An 18733-nucleotide genomic window follows, 5' to 3' on the forward strand; every position below is an offset into this window, starting at 1 on the left:
ATATAGAATTTATAGAATGAAAAATTAAAAAAATAAACTATAAAATCACTTCTTTTTGGTTGACTTCTTTTTTGAAAACAAGTATACTAAAAAATAAGTTGGATAACATTTACTATTTGTTATCCGATTGAAGAAGAAAAATATCGAAAAGAACTCAAAAGGCAAAGGAGGCAAAGAAAGCATGAAGAAATGGAAGAAGCTTATGTCGGCCTTTTTGGCTACCGCTATGGCGGCATCTGTCGCGGTTCCCACTGCAGCAGTCAGCGCCAATGAACCGACAGAGCCAGTCCCAGAGGATGGAAGAATTTATTCTATCGCAACCGCCCATCTGGATACGGTATGGAACTGGGAATTTGGAGTAACGGTGCGCGATTATCTGCCCGCTGTATTTAATCAGAACTTCGCCTATATTGAGGAGAATCCGGATTACAACTTCAATTTTGAAGGCGCCTATCGGTATGACGTCATTAAGGAGTACTATCCGGAAGTCTACGAACAGATCGGTGAATACATAGCGGAAGGCCGGTGGAATACCGCAGGAAGTTCCTGGGAAAACGGTGATGTCAATGGTCCGTCTCCGGAAGGGCTTTTCCGCAATATTTTGTACGGAAATCAATTCTTTGCCGATGAATTCGGCAATGATAAACGCAGCAAGGATATTTATCTGCCCGACTGTTTCGGATTTGGCAAAGCGCTTCCCTCCATTATGGTGCACTCCAATTTGCTGGGTTTCTCGACCCAGAAGCTGTATACAGCCTCATGGGGCTGCAGCGTGGATAAGCCCTACGACGTAGGACGCTGGACGGGTCCGGACGGCAAGACAGCTCTGGCTTCGGTTGTAAACACCGACTACAACTATCAGACGCCTTCTAATATACGATCCGCCATGGCGAGCCGCCTCGCCACCAATAAGAATAACGGCTGGAACGGCGTTACCTACTACCACGGCATCGGCGACTGCGGCGGCGGTCCTACTGCCAGTTCTGTACGTAACCTGATGAGCGCCATCAGCCAGAACGATGAGAATGCCGTTAAGGTCATTTCGTCCTCCACCGACCAATGGGCCAGAGACATTACTGCTGAAGAAAAAGCCGCTCTGCCCAACTATGACGGCGAATTCCTGATGAGTGAACACGGCACCGGTTCTTATACCGCCCGTACAACCGGTCACCGTTGGAACAGCCGCAATGAGCTTTTGGGCACCAATGCCGAAGCTGCTGCAGTGGCGGCCAGCTGGCTGGGCACGCAGGAGTATCCCATGGATGCTCTGACTACTGCATGGAAACGGGTGATTACTCATCAGTTCCACGACGATATTACAGGAACCAGCGTAGCAGCCGTTTATCTGCGCAGCTGGAACGATTATATGTTATCCCTCAACCAATTTGGCAATGAGTATGAAAATGCCATTGGCGGCGTGGCGTCTGTGATGGATACCAGCAAAGCCGAAGGCGTGGCATTGGTGGTCAATAATCCTGTGGCCGCCGACCGCCAAGATATCGTCACTGCCAGCGTCACCATGCCGGAAGAATGCGAATTTATCCGGGTGTACGATGATCAGGGCAAAGAAGTGGCTTCCCAGATCCTCTCCAGGGAGGGCAACACTTTAGAAATTGCCTTTGAAGCCGATGTCGAATCCATGGGTTACCGTGTCTATGACGTCCGCAAAGCCGACGCCGCCAGTGAAGTGGCCAGCGCCTTGAAGGTCACAGAAAACACCCTGGAAAACGGCAAATACACTGTCACTATCGACGACAATGGCGACATCAGCAGCATCTATGACAAAGAGCTTGAAAAAGAACTGCTTGCCGATCCCATCCGCATGGGTATGTTTAACGATACTCCTGCTACTTGGCAGGCATGGGAACTCACGCTCAGCAACTACTGGAATAAAGACCCCCATACTTATGTTGCCGACACAGCATCAAAGATGGAGATTGTGGAAAACGGTCCGGCACGGGTAGCAATTAAAGTGACCCGTCAGTTCCAGAACTCCACTTATGAGCAAGTGATCAGCCTGGAGAACGGCGGTCAGACTGTGGATGTTCAAAACTGGATCGACTGGGATGAACGTTCCACCTTCCTCAAGAGCGAATTCAACCTGAGCTGTGGCAACTCCAATGCCACTTACGACTTAGGCTTGGGAGCAGTTGAACGTCCTAACAATACCAGCCGTCTGGCTGAAGTACCTGCTCAGAAATGGGCCGACATCACCGCTGAAGACGGCAGTTATGGCGTATCCATCCTCAGCGATAGCCGAAATGGCTGGGACAAACCCTATGACGATACCCTGCGTCTGACATTGATCCATACACCCCATAAGGACCATCCATGGGACGGCGATCACGGGATGAACCTGCTGGATGTAGGCGAGAACGTGTTTGGTTACTCCATCTATGGCCATGAAGGCGTTGTGGACGGCAGCACTCAGAAGGAAGCCCAATTCTTCACCCAACCTATGACGGCATATCAGACCGTTCAGCATGAGGGTAACTTGGGTTCCAATTATTCCTTTGCCAGCGTCAGCAATGACGACATTATCATCCGGGCCATCAAAGCCGGTGAAGTGGGCGAAGGTTTGGAGAACAAGGGTGATGAAATCATTGTCCGTTTCAATGAAGGCGCAAACAAAGCCGCATCCGATGTTGAATTCACCATTGGCGACGGCATTGAGTCGGTTCGTCCGGTATTCGCATCAGAAGAGAGCTTGACAGAGGAAGCTTTGGCTGAGACCAGTGCCTATCGTCTGGAAGACGGTAAACTGATCTTTGACATGACTCCCTATGAAGTTCGTACCTTTGCCCTGAAATTGAAGGATCCTACCGTCAAAGGAGAGAAAGCCGATTCTGCATCGGTTACCCTGCCTTATGACACCGATGCTATTTCCTCCAATGCCAATAAGGATGATGCTGATTTAACCGTCAATCAGGATGCATTCCCCAGTGAACTGCTTCCTGGAACGATCACAGCTGCCGGTGTAGACTTTGTCCTGGGCAGCGAAGAAGACGGTCAAAATAATGCGCTCAAAGCCAAGGGGCAGACCATCAATCTGCCGGAGGGCAACTACAATACCCTGTATCTCTTGGCATTCTCCATCAACAATGACCGTGAAGCCACCTTCCAGGTTGGCGACAGCACACAAACCATCAGCATCGCCGATTATGCTGAGAATGTCGGCGAATGGAATTATGTTACCAATATGATTCCTGAACGCAATGGTTACATCAAAGAAGATGACGTTGCTTTTGTGTCTACCCATCGTCATTACCGTGATACCGATAAGATCGCAGCCGACACCTATATGTTCAAATACGCTCTGGATATTCCGGAAGGAGCTACCACTGTCACCCTGCCGGATGACGAGGATGTTGTCATTATGGCTGCAACGGTTGCGGACGAGAGTGCGCCGGGTAAAGTTGTTACCGAGCTCTATGATTCCAGAGAGCGCAATGACGACCGCGGTGAGATCAGTGCTTACAAAGGCGGGGCTACCGGATTTGAATCTACAGATCCTACCCCGGTAAGCAATAAGAATCAGTGGTCCAGCAACGTAGAAAACGTCAGCCTAGGAGCTGCTTCTTACGGCGGCCATGACAGCAGCGGCGTCTATAAGATGAGTGGTAAAATCCGTCAGGGATCGGGCGCTGCAAACGATACCACAGCTCCTGTTTTGGAAGGCTACATCTACTATAATACTGAGATCCCTGTTGAAGAGGATACCTACGTCAGCTACTGGATGAAGACAGACTCTGGTTGCAACAACCATGTAAACCTTGATCTGAATTTTGCAGACGGATTACCCTTAAGCGAACGTCCAGATGCAGTGGATCAAAATGGCATTTCCATGAGTCCAGCTGCAACACGTCCGGGCAAGGACGGCGAATGGGTATTTGTCACCTGTGATATCGGAAAATTCGCTGCCGGCAATACCATTACAGACGTTTTGTTTAGCTATCAGGATCACGATCGCACCACCTCTGATCCTTTGTACTTTACCGCTTATATTGACGATCTGTTCATTGGCAGCGCAAGCTACATGAAGGATCTGCTCAAGGAAAAGATTGAAGAAGCGTCTGCTATTGAAGGAGGTCTTTATACTCCGGAGACCTTTGAAGCTCTGCAAAAAGCGATTGAAAATGCCCAGGCTGTTGTGGAAGATCCCGATGCCAGCATTGATGACATTAATACCGCTTCCACTGCACTTGAGAATGCCGTTAAAGCATTGGTCAGCAACGGCAAAGCTGAATTGGCCGCTGCATTGGTAGAAGCAAAGGCCATCGATGGCGCAGGTTACACCGAGGAATCTTTTGACGTTTTGACCGCAGCGATCAAAGATGGTCAGACGGTATATGACAATCCTGAGTCTACCAAAGAACAGCGAGACAATGCGACAAAGGCCATCAAAGACGCTATTGCTGGTCTGGAAAGCAATGCTACCCGAGCTCCCTTTGATAAGATCGAAGCGGAATCCTACAATGCCAACTTCTCCGACGATAATTTGAGCGTGCGGAACGATTCCAATGCCAGCGGTGGACAAGCCCTCTCGGGCAGCTACTATGGCAATAGTACAGCAGCCTTCCGCCGTATAGACTTTACCGATACCAACGGCGCCTCCGGTATCACCGTCGGTTATCAGCAGTATTGGGGTAACAGTTCGCTCGAGATCCGCACCGGTTCCCCCACCGGCCCACTGGTAGCAACCCTGAGCCTGCCCAGCACCGGCTGGTATGAATATGGCGAAGAAACCTTTGATTTGGACACTGTCCTCCCGGCTGGACTGACTCACGTTTACGTAACCCTGAAATCCAGCTCCCTGTTGTACCTCGACTACATCCAGTTCGTCGAGGCTGAGAATCCCGACGGCCCTCCCACCGATAAGAATAAGCAGGATCTGCAGGCCGCTTTGGACGAAGCCGCAACCAAGGACGCCAAATATTTCACTGAGGATTCCTATGCCGCTTTGGACGAAGCTGTGAAAGCTGCTGAAGCTGTCAAGGCAGATCCCGATGCAACCTCCGGCGAATACAATATTGCGATTGCCGACCTGCGTGAAGCCCTCGCCGGCTTGGTTGACAACGGTGTCAAGGGCCTGACCGAAGCTATTGAAAAAGCCAAAGGCTACAGCAACGACGATAACAAGTATACAGAAGAATCCTATGCTGCTTTGACCAAGGCTGTAGAAGATGCTGAAGCTATCCTTGAAAAGGAAGACGCCACCAAGGAAGAGCGCGATAACGCAGCTTCTGCTGTCAATGATGCGATCAACGGACTGCAAGAACGACGCGATGCTTATACTAGGATCGAAGCCGAAACTTATGATGAAGATCATGACATTGTCAACGATGGTCCCAACATCGGCGGCGTACAGCCAGGCGATTGGGTCGGTTATCATGCTGTTGATTTTGGTAAATTAGGCGCTGAGTCCTTCACTATGTACTACTCCGCTGAAAACGGCGGCGATGGAAACCGTACCGTTGACATCTGGATTGACGGTCATGACGAAGCTTCCGGCGGTACTAAGATCGGCAGCCTGACTGTAAGACAGACCGGCGGCTGGAGTAGATACCAGGAAGCCAGCGGTAACTTGGATGTGATTCCCACAGGAGTGCATACCGTTTATTTGACCTTCTCTGGCAACTATAGTTATGTTGTCAATGTTGACTGGTTCCAGTTCACCGAAGCTGAACCCAGCATCCCCAGCGAAGAAGACCTGCAGGCATTGAAAGACGCTATCGCAGAAGCAGAAGCTTACGATGCCAACAACTATACGGAAGATTCCTATGCAGCCCTGACCTCCGCCGTGGAAGCCGGCAAGGCCCTGCTCGACAACGCCGAGGCTACCAAGACCCAGGTCTTGGATGCCACCCAGGCCATCAAGGACGCCATCGACGCCCTTACTGCTAAGGAATTCGTCCTCTCCGCTTCGGCTGATAAGGATACTTATGAGCCCAACGAGACCATTACCCTCACCATCAAGACCTCCGCTGACCGCAGCCGCTTCGCCCTCCTCAACGAGAACGGCAAATATGTCACCATCCTTGGCATGAAGTCGGTGTACAACCCCGAGGACAACACCAAGACATGGACCATCAAGACTGCCGTAGCATCCCAGGGAGAGAACCGCGTGCTGACGATCGCCACAGCAGCTGTGGGAGGAAGCTTTGTGAACTCTTCAGTGACAGTGAGCTTCTCGGTGGCAGCCAAGCCGTCGGGAGAGAAGATCCTGTCGGTATCGAGTGCAGGAATGGCGAAGGTAAATGAATCGTTCGTTGTAGAAGTAGAGACCACAGCAAATGTGGAGACAGTAGGCATCTTCAACGAAAGAGGAAATGCGATCACGAAGGAAGCAGTAGAGAGCACGGTAAACGGAGATGTAAAGACCTTCAAGATCACGATATCGGTTGGATCTGTAGGCAACCGCATCTTCACGGCCAAGATCAAGGATCCCGCAACTGGCCGTTACATTGATGATCCCTGCCTCACCTTCCCCATTACTATCACCAAATAACATTTGGAGAAAAGTTGATGATCAACGATAGCTCTAAGTAAAAATAGAGTCTATGGAAAGTCCCCGACTGTGTAACAACAGCCGGGGACTTTTTATGATATATTTCTGCGGAAAAAATCAATAATTTTCCGCTTTGATTTCAAAGAAAGATTGGGTGCGTTTGCAGACGGGACATATTTGAGGAGCAGAATTGCCTACATGAATATGGCCGCAAGAGCGGCACTTCCATATTACAGTATTACCCTTCTGGAATACCTCTCCATTGCCGAGATTATCAATCAACTTGCGATAACGTTCTTCATGTTCCTTTTCAATTTTTGCAATTAGATCCATTTTGGCAGCAATTTCGGTGAACCCTTCCTCTCTTGCAACCTGGGCATATTCTTTATACATATCGGTCCATTCAAAATGTTCGCCGTCAGCACAGTCTCCTAGGTTCTGAAGAGTAGAGGGGATGGATCCACCTTTCAGATACTGAAGCCAAATAGATGCGTGGATAGCCTCATTATCGGACGTCTCCTGAAAGATAGCTCCAATTTGTTCATAACCGTCTTTTCGAGCTTGTTCGGCGTAGATTCCGTATTTTGTTCGGGCTTGGGATTCCCCAGCAAAAGCAGCCATTAGATTTGCTTCGGTTCTGCTTCCTTTGAGTTCGGGCATACAAAATTCCTCCTTTTATGGTTTACACACTGGCATCGATATTAGTATGGAACCAATCTATCCTAAAAATTCGTGATCTGGAGGAAAAAAGAAAATCCCCTACCAGAAAATGACGGTAGGGGAGAAATAAAAAGCCGGCAACCAGATCTTAAGACCTGATTGTCGGCTGAACATGTAGAAATAAAAACTTATTTCACTTCGACGGTAGCGCCAGCTTCCTTCAGCTTAGCTTCCATAGCGGAGGCATCGTCCTTGGAGACGCCTTCCTTCAGAGCCTTGGGAGCGCCGTCGACCAGAGCCTTAGCTTCCTTCAGGCCCAGGCCAGTCAGCTCGCGGACAACCTTGATAACAGCGATCTTGTTAGCGCCAGCGTCCTTCAGGACAACGTCAAATTCAGTCTTCTCTTCAGCGGCAGGAGCAGCACCGGCAGCAGGAGCAGCGGCAACAGCAACAGGAGCAGCGGCAGAAACACCGAATTCCTCTTCCAGAGCCTTAACGAGCTCAGACAGTTCCAGAACGGTCAGGGACTTAACATCTTCAATAAGCTTCAAAACTTTCTCAGACATGGTAAAATACCTCCATAAATCATCATTATAAATTTAAACTTGGGACTAAAAATGTGGGATTAAGCACCTTGCTTTTCAGCAATGGCGTTAAGAACGCGAGCCAGGCCGCTGAGGTTGGCATTAAGCACATACACCAAACCAGTGATAGGGGCGTTCAAGCCGCCAAGAGTCTTGGCGATAAGGACTTCCTTGGACGGCAGTTTTGCGAGTTCTTCCACACCGGACTTATCCAGCACATCTCCGTCCACAAAACCGGCTTTCAGCTGAATGGCTTTATTTTTCTCAGCGCATTCGGCCAAAATTTTAGCAGCGGCAACATAGTCCTCATTGCTCAGAGCGATAGCAGTGCTTCCCGAAAGAACACCGTTCAATCCCTCCAAGTTGGCTTTCTGAGCAGCCAGACGCAACAGAGTGTTTTTCACAACCATGTATTCCACGCCGGCTTCACGCAGATTCTTACGCAGCTGAGTATCATCGGCCACGTTGATGCCCTGATAACTTACCACAACACCAGCGACAGCATTGTTCAGCTTCTCAGCCAATTGAGCGACAAATTCCTGCTTCTGCTCCAAAATCTTCTGACTAGGCAATCGATTTCACCTCCGATGAAAAAGGGTAAGTGTGCAAAACAAAAGCCCTTCCCACCTGGCCGGCGAAAAGGGCATAACAGCAAAATGAAACGGCAAAAACCGTCTTTTCTGATGCTCCATTCCTCGGCAGGCTGGTTATCAAACCATTAAGCATTGCGCACCTGCTGTCTTTAGAACTTAAACAGCTTTTTTACTTTACCATACCCGATCAAAAAAGTCAAGTAAAAGGATGAAAATGTCAGAAAAATTTCTGATCTTACATAAAAACAGGGTATCCTCTTTTTAAGGAATACCCTGTTTTTAGACAATGCGCTTTGGAATGATTAGTAGCTGACTTGACTATAATCGTTTCCAATTACCTCATAATAAGTGCCGGATAGATCGCCTAAAGAGCTTTCATAGTTGAGATTGACATCTTTTAAGCCAATGGTAGAATATCTCATCCGAATGATTTTTCCAGCATCAGTAGAACCTTCTACGAAGGTCTTTTTAAAGATGTTATTGGTGATAGAGGCAAAACGTCCATCGCCTTCACGATAGACAGCATTGATTCCATAACCGCCACCGGATGATTCAGAATCGTTGTCACAATTCCAGTTTTCAATGGTATTGTTTTTAATAGTGATACTACCATTGGAGTTCCCGGAAATTTGGATCCCACTGTGAGCAACATCCTTAATGGTGCATCCCGTCACTACAATAGAGCCGGAACTGCTGCCGACATAAATACCGCTGCCGGTAGTACTGCTGACACCGTCAATAGCACAGTTTTCAACAGTGAAATTTTCTACCACATCCGCAGCTACATTCAGATGAATGGCGGAATTTGAAGTCTCAGCCATATCTTTAAAATTACAGTTGCGGATTGTGACGTTTTTAAATCCAGCTTGTTCACCCCAAGCGACCAGGCTGATGCCTTTCTCCACAAAATCAAAATTCTGGATAGTCAGCCCATCAATAGCCGTACCAGCATCCACATCCATACCTTTTAGGAGCTTCCCATTGCCGTCCAGAACCATATTGGAAATTGCTTTGGTGTTGGAGGAAAGGTTGATGGTTTCGGCGTCAAAATCGTCGGACAACACCACATAACCATTCCCTTGGGACATAGCATCAGCCAGTTCGTCGTTGCTGTTGACGGTGACTGGATAAGGAGCATCCTTGTCGTACTGGTTATTTCCAAAACCGTCTTCTTCATAAGTATGTTGTTTGGCGACCAGACTCAGATCAGCGCTGAATTCCTTGTTTTGGAACTCATTGCCAGCTTCTTCTTTCATGCCGTAGTCGAAACGATAGATCTTAGTTTCCCCTTTAAGAAGTGTGCTGTCTATAGTAGTATCTCCCAAACCATTCATATCGTTACGATCGTCTTTTGAAGTAGGTTGGGCGGATAACTGTGTGATCTCATCCACTTCTTCCAAATTGTACCACAGGGAATCAATTAGGCTTTCATCGCCCGGCTGGATCACAAACTTCATTTGAAAATCGAAACTAAGAGTTCCATTGTTTATTACTTTGATATACTTAGAGTTGGAGACGCCAGGCTCCCAATTGACTTCACTGATGAGGGCGGGGGTAGAATCGTCTTTAAAGCTGCCGATTTCAGTACCAGAGCGGTCGTAACCGATGACGTCCATAAGCAGGGTGCCGGATTGGATACGATTGCCTTTGTTTACAACACTGTCTGTAAACCAGGCAAAGGTGGTGCCGGCAAGCATGGCGATACACATGAATACAGCCAATCCGCTTACCAATAATGAGCGTTTTGTAGTCTTGGTGGTGTTCAATGTATTTTCCTCCTAATTTTACAATTAGCTGCCATTATGAGCTGGCGACGTTTTCCCGCAGCAGCGGTACGCAGGATATGATGATCACCTCCCATGCAGTACACGACTCCCCACAAAGCAACTAGTTAAATTATACTATTTTTCACCAATTTATTCAAGGGTTATATCTTTTTTATTTAATTTTATATTCAGATATAAACGTCCAAGATATAGACCATGGGATTTGACTGAAAATACATTCTGTACAGAGGGATCTCTTTGCGGTACAATGAAAAGAGGAATTCTAAAATTGATCGGTAAAGCGAGGAGCGCAAAAAATATATGACCCTTTCTCCAGATCTGACAGAACAGAAATACAGTACTTTAAAACAAATATTCGGATACGATAGCTTTCGTCCCGGGCAAGAGGACATCGTCAACCACTTGTTGGGACAAGGGGATGCCTTAGCCGTGATGCCCACTGGTGCAGGGAAATCCATCTGTTATCAATTGCCGGCCCTGTTGATGCCTGGCGTGACGGTGGTTGTGTCTCCGCTCATCAGCCTGATGAAAGATCAGGTACAGGCGCTTATCCAGATGGGGGTAAGGGCGGCCTACATCAATTCCTCCCTTACGGAGGGACAATGTAGAAAAGCCCTGTCCAATGCCAGCCAGGGCATGTATAAAATCATCTATGTGGCGCCGGAGAGGCTGTTGACGCCCAGTTTCCTGCGGTTTGCGCACAGTATATCCATTTCTCTTTTGTGCGTAGATGAGGCTCACTGCGTATCCCAATGGGGACAGGATTTCCGTCCTAGTTATTTACAAATCCGGGAATTCATCGCAGCACTCCCCAACCGTCCGCCGGTAGGGGCTTTTACCGCCACTGCCACGGCCCACGTCCGCAAGGATATTTTACAGATGCTGGACTTGCAAGATCCCCTGGAGGTCATTACAGGATTTGACCGTCCCAATCTTTACTTTGAAGTGCAGCGTTTGCAGGACCGGGACAAAATGGCGGCTTTAAAGGTGTATCTGGACGCCCATCCCGACCGATGCGGTATAGTGTATTGTTCCACCCGAAAAAAGGTGGATCAAGTGTACACGCATCTCACTGATATGGGAGTGTCCGCCGCCCGGTACCACGCTGGTTTGGAGGACTCCTTAAGGCAGCAGAATCAAGACGATTTCCTGTTTGATAAAGTTCGCGTTATGGTGGCCACCAATGCCTTTGGCATGGGAATTGATAAATCCAACGTTGGATTTGTGGTCCATTACAACATGCCGTTGGATTTGGAGAGTTACTACCAGGAGGCCGGAAGGGCCGGACGGGATGGACAACCTGCCGACTGTATTTTACTCTATAGTGCGTCCGATGTGCGCACAGGAAACTTTCTCATTGACAATAGTTCTCCAAAAGCCGGAGTGGACCAAGAGGAGTTGGAAGCTCTGCGCAACCGTCAGCGGGAGAGGCTCAAGCAGATGACCTTTTACTGTCACAGCAAATACTGTTTGAGAGGGGAAATGCTCCGATACTTTGGACAGAGGCAAAAACAGCCCTGTGGGAATTGTTCGATTTGCCTGCCCGGCCAGGAAAAAGCCAATGTCGTGGCGGTACGGGCGGCACAAGAAAAGAAAAGGATTCAGGTGGAGGAGAAGAATCTGGATCCGGAACTGTGGCAAACGCTCAAAAAGTTGCGTCTAGACTTGGCGCGACGGGCGGGAGTACCGGCCTTTGTGGTGTTCACTGATGCCACATTGCGCCAGATGTGTGCTCTTTGTCCCACAACGGAACAGCAGTTTTTACAGGTGCCGGGCGTAGGGGCGCGGAAATGCCAGCAATATAGCAAGTACTTTTTGCCTCTTTTTAAGGCGTACAAAGGATAAGGGAGGAGAAAGGTTCATGCGAGTGACTTATCCGGACTACTATGAAACATTTCACTGTATCGGTTCGGCATGTAAGGACAACTGTTGTATCGGCTGGGAGATTGATGTCGACCCCGTATCGGCTGCCCGATACCAGGCGGCCGACGCGGAATTGGGTCAAAGACTTAGAGAGGGTATTCAGTGGGATGATCCACCTTATTTTAAGCGGAAGGAAAAGGAACGCTGCTGTTTTTTAAATGAACAGAACCTGTGTGATATCCAATGTGCCCTTGGGGAAGAGGGATTGTGTGAGATATGCCGTCAACATCCAAGGTTTCACGAATGGTTTGGAGACTACAAGGAAAGCGGGTTAGGACTCTGTTGTGAAGCGGTGGGAGCACTGTTGTTTTCCCGGGAAGAACCGGTTTCTTTCGTGCAATCCGATATCCCAGAGCCTCCCGATGAAGACGAGCCGGATAAACGTCTCTTGCAGGCAGTGCTGCGCATACGGGAGACCGCATTTGGCATTGCACAGGACCGAGGGCTGCCGATGGGAATACGTCTTTGCCTGCTGATGGAATTAGCGCAGGCATCCCAGTTCTGTTTGGATCGGGAGGATATGGAATGCCTGGATCAGGTGTGCAGCCAGTTTTCCTTGATTCAATGCCGCCGGGAGATGGGGGGGATAGTTCGGCTGGAAGAAGGATCCGCATTGGAAGAGACATGGAGAGGCATGTTGCGTTTTCTCAGGCACCAGACACCGCTGGAATCCTCCTGGCCGGAGAGGATAAGGAGATTAGAGGAAAACGTTTCTAGCCTTTTATCCCAAGCCAGAGATTTTTCCAACATCCTAAAGAGCAGGATACAGGAAGTGGAACATCTGGCGGTATATTTTTTGTATCGTTATCTCTTAAAGGCGGCTTACGATGGGGATGTGCTGTCCAAAACAGGATTTACTGTGACAAGCTGCCTTACAGTAGGGCTAATGGCAGTGGAGCGTTGGCAGGAAACAGGGGATTTTACCATGGAGGATCACATCCAGTTGGCAAAGGACTATTCCAAACAAGTGGAATATGATCTTGATAATGTGACGGGATTGATGGAGGCCATGTGGTGCGAACCGTGGGCGGATGTGAGCCATTTGACGGGGATGTGCATCAGTCTATTTCCGCCGGACAAAGAAAAAGGATGCTAGGCGAATGGCCTAAGCATCCTTTATTTTATAATGGGACAAGATTACTGTTTATCGGGCTGATTGTGGATATCTTTGGAACCTCGTTTTGGAGGGACGAGATGAAATACGCCATTTTGATCACGGCGGAAAGCAGCGCCGTATGGAGCATGCAGGAGGGGGAGGATATCCTGGTCATAGTTGCAGATGGTGTTGAGATGATAAACTCCCGAATTTTTGGCATCGTCCATGTAGTCTTTGTCTTCATCGCCGGCGGTGAAACGCCAGCCGCTGTCCCAATTGATATTGTCCGGAGTGGGCTTCTCACGGTAACAGAATCCTACCTTTTGCCCGTCCACTAAAATACGGTCGGTGGCAAGACATCCTTCTACGCCTCTCCAATTGGTGAGAATAGGACGGATATCCTCTCGTTTGAGATAAAATTCCTTGGTATTGTCCATGCATGCGTTGGGGCGGTCCGGACGCATGGGAGTCAGTTCGATGCCTTCACCGGAGGACTGAAAACGATGCAGCAGAGCGTTTGCACTGGTGTGCAGTTTATAATCCATCTCCTCCCGATAAAGGGGGATAAGCTGGTAAAAACGGACGATATCCCCATCCGGAAGGGTACAGGAATCCGCTCCTTTTGCGAATTCACCGGGGGACAACAGCATGATACCGCATAATTGAGTATTGTCGGCGAACGGGACTTCACCGGGATTGGAAACGGTATGTCCCCATCCGAGCCAGGATTCTTCTTTTCCTGGCAGACGTGCCATAATCTTAAGCCACCGCAAAGGCCAGTACCAATCTTCTTGGCTATCGCCTATTTTCCAGTCGGGAGGCAGACAGATCATCATTTCAGCTCTGTCCAGTTTTTCATTCTGGATCTCCTTGGGCACATTCATCCGATGGGCGCCTGCTCCCATGGTGACTAAGGTATAATAATTGCGTTCAGGGGTCGGCTTGATGACGCAGATATCTACATGGATGTCCGGAGAATAGAGTTCATGAAAGACATTGTCGTAATTCCCGAAAAACTTGTTGATATGGGCTTCAACCGCATTTAACTCCTCTTCGGTATACCATTCGGGAGAGACTTTAGATTGAGCGTCGTTGACGCATTTCTCTAAAAATTCCCGGGCGTCGCTCCAGAATTCCTGAGTATCAGGGTCATCCGAAATGAGGTTGAGCACTGTTTGGAAATAGGGGATAGCCTCAGCTTCCCGATCCAGGTAATAGAGGGCGTAGCCCATGCGGAAATGCCAGTTGGGATCCTGGACACCCTCTTTAGCAGTACTCTGGAGGAGCTCGATAGCGTGTTCCAAAGGCTCTGTCTCACCGTAATCCGCTTTATTCTCATAGGCACGGGCCATAAGGCCGATGACAGAATAATCCTGCTCATCTTTTGGTAAGGCTTCCACAGCGTCGATGATTTTTTGAAATTCGTCTTCCTGATGCCAGGTTTCCAATTGGTCCAGAAAGGCTCTGCGCTCGGTTTGATCCATGGTTATATTCCTCCGTTTTTCTGTAGGATGCAGCTTACTAATCTAAAACAAAAGCCCTGCGACGTTCTGCATTTACCAAATGGTGCAGGACGCGGCAAGGCGCGGCAAAAAGCCGATCCAATTGTTTTGAATATTATATTGAAAAGAAAGACCCTTTTGGGATATGCTACAATTTATCATCGCGAATAATCTCCTCAATGGGACTATTTTACCATACTGCGAAGGGAAAGTCGAATGTTTTCGCATGAAAAACGAAGGTTGTATACTTTTAAATAAAAAACAGGTGCTTTTTCCAGCACAAATATACAGGAGATATTCCCTAAGAAAACAACCAGGATGAGTTACATTTGAACTCATCCTGGTTGCGTAAATGGATGTTTATGCTGTTTCGATACTGCTGTCTGCCTGAAGGTTTAATTTTTTCACCGCGTCCTCCCGCATCTTGTACTTGAGGATTTTACCGGCAGCATTCATGGGGAACCCGTCTACAAAGTCTACATACCGCGGTGTTTTGTGCTTGGCCATATGGGTGGCCACAAATTCCTTTAATTCCTCTTCCGTCATGGTCTCGCCGGGCTTGAGCACCACACAAGCCATGATCTCCTCACCGTACTGTTTATCCGGTACGCCGATGACCTGGACATCCGACACCTTGGGATGGGTGTAAATAAAGTCCTCGATCTCCTTGGGATAGATATTCTCGCCGCCGCGGATAATCATATCTTTAATACGTCCGGTGATCTTGTAATTGCCGTTTTCATCCCGACGGGCCAAATCGCCGGTGTGCAGCCAACCGTCCTCATCGATGGCAGCGGCCGTGGCTTCGGGCATCTTATAATATCCCTTCATGATGTTATATCCCTTAGCCACAAATTCGCCGTCCACGTTGTCGGGGAGATCCTCACCGGTTTCCGGATCCACGATCTTACACTGGACGCCGAACATACTTCCGCCTACGGTATTGACCCGGACTTCCAGGGAATCGGTGGTCTTGCTCATGGTGCATCCCGGGGAAGCCTCGGTTTGGCCGTAGGTGATGCAGATTTCCTTCATGTTCATTTTGTCAATGACATCCTGCATGACCTTGATGGGACAGGGACTACCGGCCATAATACCGGTGCGCATGTAACTGAAATCGGTTTTGGGGAAATTCTCATGCCCCAGCATGGCGATGAACATGGTAGGGACGCCATGGAAGGCGGTGATATGCTCTTTGTTGATGCAGTCGAGGCCCAGACGGGGAGAGAAGGCCGGGATGGGGGACATGGTAGTGCCGTGTGTCATAGCGGCAGTCATGGCCAGCACCATGCCGAAGCAATGGAACATGGGGACTTGAATCATCAAGCGGTCGGCGGTGGAGAGATCCATGCAGTCGCCGATGGCCTTGCCGTTGTTGACGACATTGTAGTGGGTCAGCATAACGCCTTTGGGGAATCCGGTGGTTCCGGAGGTGTACTGCATATTGCAGACGTCGTGTTTATTGATGGCAGCCGCACGGCGATAGACGTCCTCCACCGGGACTTTTTGGGCAAGAGCTAAACTTTCCTCCCAAGTGTAGCATCCCTTTTGAGCCGAGTCCACCGTGATGATATTGCGCAGGAAGGGCAGACGTTTGATGTGCAGGGGTTTGCCTTTTTCAGCCGTCTGCAGTTCGGGGCACAGCTCCTTCATGATCTGGACGTAGTCGGAATCCTTGTATCCATCGATCATGACCAAAGTATGGGTATCCGATTGGCGGAGCAGGTACTCAGCCTCGTGGATTTTATAAGCGGTGTTGACCGTCACCAGCACAGCGCCGATTTTAGTGGTAGCCCAGAAGGTGATGTACCATTGGGGGACGTTGGTAGCCCAGATGGCCACGTGATCTCCCGGCTTTACCCCCATGGCGATGAGGGAACGGGCAAAGGTATCCACATCGTCTCGGAACTCCTGATAAGTACGGGTATAATCCAAAGTAGTGTAGCGGAAGGCATATTGGTCGGGGAACTCTTCCACCATGCGGTCCAGGACCTGGGGGAAGGTCAGATCGATCAGATGCTCTTTGGGCCAGACGTATTGACCGGTTTTTGCATTGTTGTCGTAAAGGCGATGATCCTTCACGGGAGCATCCATATACTGGCTCATAAAATTGGCGTAGTGGGGGAAGACGATACCGGCGTCATTCAAATCGGGGGCGTACTGTTTGAGCCATTCCAAGGACACATAGCCTTCATAGTTGATGGATTTCAACGCCCGGATGATGGATTTCATAGGCAGATCGCCTTCTCCCATCATGCGGTAAGATACCTGGCCGTTTTCCATAACGGAATCTTTGATGTGGGTATACTTAATATAAGCGCCTAAATTTTGTACCGTCTGTTCCGGCGTCTCTCCGCCGAAGCGGTAAGGGTGATGGATATCCCACAAAGCAGCTACGTTGTCGCTTTCGATCTGATCCAGCAGATTGCGCAGACGGGCTGTGTCGGTATAGACGCCGTTGGTTTCCACCAAAAGGGTGATGTCTCTTTCCTCGGCATAGGGAGCCAGTTCGCACAAGGAGGACAAAACCAATTGATCGTCCACTTCACCCTGGGGAGCGGCAGTCAGATCCCCCAGGATCCGGATGTAAGGTGTCCCCAATTTATGGGCCAGATCCATATACTGTTTCAATTCCCGGATGGTTTCCTCTTTGCGGTCGGCAAATTTAAGGGCGCATCCCGAAGAGAGGCAGGGGATCTCCAAACGGAGCTTTTTCAGCTGCTCGATGGTTTTGGGCAAATTGTTCTCCTGAAAGGGGCGGCCCGATATGGAAAAGATATCATTGTCCAGCCCCCGAACTTCGATCCCTTGGAAACCAAAGTCCTTGGCCATGGAATAAATGTCCGGCCAGTCGAAATCCGGACAGCCTAATGTTGAAAACGATAATTTCATTTTCCGTTCCTCCTGTTTTAAAATCCGGGTCAAAAGAAAAACGCCTCCGCCCCTCGCCTATGCAAGAGACGAAAGCGCAACACTTCCGCGGTACCACTCTTTTTGATATCTTCATCGATATCCCCTTGACGGCATCCAATCAATGCCCTCCCTTGATAACGGCGGGAACCCCGTCCGGGCCTACTGAGCCTCACAAACCGAAGCTGTTCAACTGGCTGCTCCGGGACCAGCACAAATGCTTTTTTGCCCCGCCTCGCACCATCCGGCGGCTCTCTGAACCAAGTCATGCATTTGTTTTTCCCATCCTAGCATTTCAGATCCTATGAAGTTACAAAGTATTCCTATTATAAACTATTTTTTTATTTTTGTAAAGGCTATTTGGGCTTTTATGACTGTTTTCTTGCATCAAAGAGGAAAAATATAGAATACTGCATTTAATAAGAGCTAGAAGTAGCATAATGAGAAAAATCCTCTTTTGATCCATAAAATACATTCATATCAATAAATTTTTCTTTGCCCTTGTAGCCATCTAGTGTTTCCCGATTGGTGTATTGCCAGAAAGTCCAGGCTCTTCCATCCGATAGGGTGGGGGAGGTGATGACGTTTCGAATCCAGATATCATAGGAATCATATCGGCCGGCGAGGTAAAGACGGTACGATTTTTCCGTGGCGTATAGGATGGGCTTTATGTTATAGTGTGTTTCCAATGCAGATAAGAGCTCGTCAAGCTCGGATTGAGTAGTGTCTACCTCGGGGAGATTTTTTTCTTTGTCGCCGTAAAACTCTATGTCCACCACCGGAGGAAGCATATTACCGATGGCAGGGACGTTAGAAATAAAATTCTGTGCTTGGGAGAGTCCGGAGCTATCGTAACTGAAAAAATGATAGGCGCCGATGCGGAGAGAGGTTGCTTGTGCATTTTGATAATTGACAGAGAAATAAGGATCCACATAAGAGCTGCCTTCCGTAGCTTTGATAAAGGCAAATTGGATGTCCTGGGAAGCTAAGACGTCCCAATCGATTTCGCCTTGATAAGAGGAGACGTCCACGCCTCGCATAGGATACTGTTCAGAGGAAGGATTGTTGAGCAAAATAACTCCTTGCCAGACCAAAACACCCAAGACCACAATAGCTGTAACAGCAATGCCGATCACCGTCAGAATGAAAAATTTAAGCTGTTTCTTCATA

10 protein-coding genes and 1 other annotated feature are annotated in these 18733 nt (G+C 48.7%); of the genes, 3 read left to right on the forward strand and 7 right to left on the reverse strand.

What is annotated here, in order from left to right:
* The first annotated feature begins 181 nt into the window (after positions 1-181).
* Positions 182-6508, forward strand: a complete 6327-nt coding sequence (locus C12CBH8_RS04035) for a glycoside hydrolase family 38 C-terminal domain-containing protein (RefSeq protein ID WP_215533598.1) — start codon at positions 182-184, stop codon at positions 6506-6508.
* 117 nt (positions 6509-6625) lie between these two features.
* Here the strand turns inward: C12CBH8_RS04035 and rbr are convergent, their stop codons facing one another.
* The 4 genes from rbr to C12CBH8_RS04055 form a co-directional block, all read right to left on the reverse strand.
* Positions 6626-7168 (reverse strand): rubrerythrin, encoded by a 543-nt coding sequence (gene rbr, locus C12CBH8_RS04040; protein ID WP_090267498.1) that lies wholly within the window; start codon positions 7166-7168, stop codon positions 6626-6628.
* Positions 7169-7356: 188 nt separating this feature from the next.
* Positions 7357-7734 (reverse strand): 50S ribosomal protein L7/L12, encoded by a 378-nt coding sequence (gene rplL, locus C12CBH8_RS04045; RefSeq protein WP_090267497.1) that lies wholly within the window; start codon positions 7732-7734, stop codon positions 7357-7359.
* Between the two features lie 59 nt (positions 7735-7793).
* A complete protein-coding gene (gene rplJ, locus C12CBH8_RS04050; protein WP_090267494.1) occupies positions 7794-8324 on the reverse strand; it encodes a 50S ribosomal protein L10 in 531 nt (176 codons plus the stop codon).
* 30 nt (positions 8325-8354) lie between these two features.
* Positions 8355-8516, reverse strand: a sequence feature (ribosomal protein L10 leader region).
* A gap of 131 nt (positions 8517-8647) precedes the next feature.
* Positions 8648-10111 carry a right-handed parallel beta-helix repeat-containing protein gene (locus C12CBH8_RS04055; protein ID WP_215533599.1) on the reverse strand — a complete coding sequence of 488 codons (1464 nt, stop codon included), beginning with the start codon at positions 10109-10111 and terminating at the stop codon, positions 8648-8650.
* 321 nt (positions 10112-10432) lie between these two features.
* Between C12CBH8_RS04055 and C12CBH8_RS04060 the strand changes: the two genes are divergently transcribed.
* Positions 10433-11977 carry a RecQ family ATP-dependent DNA helicase gene (locus tag C12CBH8_RS04060; RefSeq protein ID WP_215533600.1) on the forward strand — a complete coding sequence of 515 codons (1545 nt, stop codon included), beginning with the start codon at positions 10433-10435 and terminating at the stop codon, positions 11975-11977.
* Between the two features lie 16 nt (positions 11978-11993).
* A complete protein-coding gene (gene fliB, locus C12CBH8_RS04065) occupies positions 11994-13151 on the forward strand; it encodes a flagellin lysine-N-methylase (RefSeq protein WP_215533601.1) in 1158 nt (385 codons plus the stop codon).
* Positions 13152-13192: 41 nt separating this feature from the next.
* Here the strand turns inward: fliB and C12CBH8_RS11830 are convergent, their stop codons facing one another.
* The 3 genes from C12CBH8_RS11830 to C12CBH8_RS04080 form a co-directional block, all read right to left on the reverse strand.
* Positions 13193-14635, reverse strand: coding sequence for an immunity protein Imm33 domain-containing protein (locus C12CBH8_RS11830; protein ID WP_099323413.1), 1443 nt, complete (start codon positions 14633-14635; stop codon positions 13193-13195).
* Positions 14636-15013: 378 nt separating this feature from the next.
* Positions 15014-17545 carry an AMP-binding protein gene (locus C12CBH8_RS04075; protein WP_090267510.1) on the reverse strand — a complete coding sequence of 844 codons (2532 nt, stop codon included), beginning with the start codon at positions 17543-17545 and terminating at the stop codon, positions 15014-15016.
* A 434-nt stretch (positions 17546-17979) separates the two neighbouring features.
* Complete coding sequence (locus C12CBH8_RS04080; protein WP_215533602.1) at positions 17980-18732, reverse strand: GH25 family lysozyme; 753 nt, start codon at positions 18730-18732, stop codon at positions 17980-17982.
* Position 18733 lies beyond the last annotated feature (1 nt).

This window comes from Solibaculum mannosilyticum, assembly GCF_015140235.1.
GTDB lineage: Bacteria > Bacillota > Clostridia > Oscillospirales > Acutalibacteraceae > Solibaculum > Solibaculum mannosilyticum.

Coding starts and splice junctions, on each gene's coding strand:
- rbr (WP_090267498.1), bottom strand. CDS start 7,168: ATGCCCGAACTCAAAGGAAGCAGAACCGAAGCAAATCTAATGGCTGCT.
- C12CBH8_RS04035 (WP_215533598.1), top strand. CDS start 182: ATGAAGAAATGGAAGAAGCTTATGTCGGCCTTTTTGGCTACCGCTATG.
- rplL (WP_090267497.1), bottom strand. CDS start 7,734: ATGTCTGAGAAAGTTTTGAAGCTTATTGAAGATGTTAAGTCCCTGACC.
- C12CBH8_RS11830 (WP_099323413.1), bottom strand. CDS start 14,635: ATGGATCAAACCGAGCGCAGAGCCTTTCTGGACCAATTGGAAACCTGG.
- C12CBH8_RS04080 (WP_215533602.1), bottom strand. CDS start 18,732: ATGAAGAAACAGCTTAAATTTTTCATTCTGACGGTGATCGGCATTGCT.
- C12CBH8_RS04075 (WP_090267510.1), bottom strand. CDS start 17,545: ATGAAATTATCGTTTTCAACATTAGGCTGTCCGGATTTCGACTGGCCG.
- C12CBH8_RS04060 (WP_215533600.1), top strand. CDS start 10,433: ATGACCCTTTCTCCAGATCTGACAGAACAGAAATACAGTACTTTAAAA.
- fliB (WP_215533601.1), top strand. CDS start 11,994: ATGCGAGTGACTTATCCGGACTACTATGAAACATTTCACTGTATCGGT.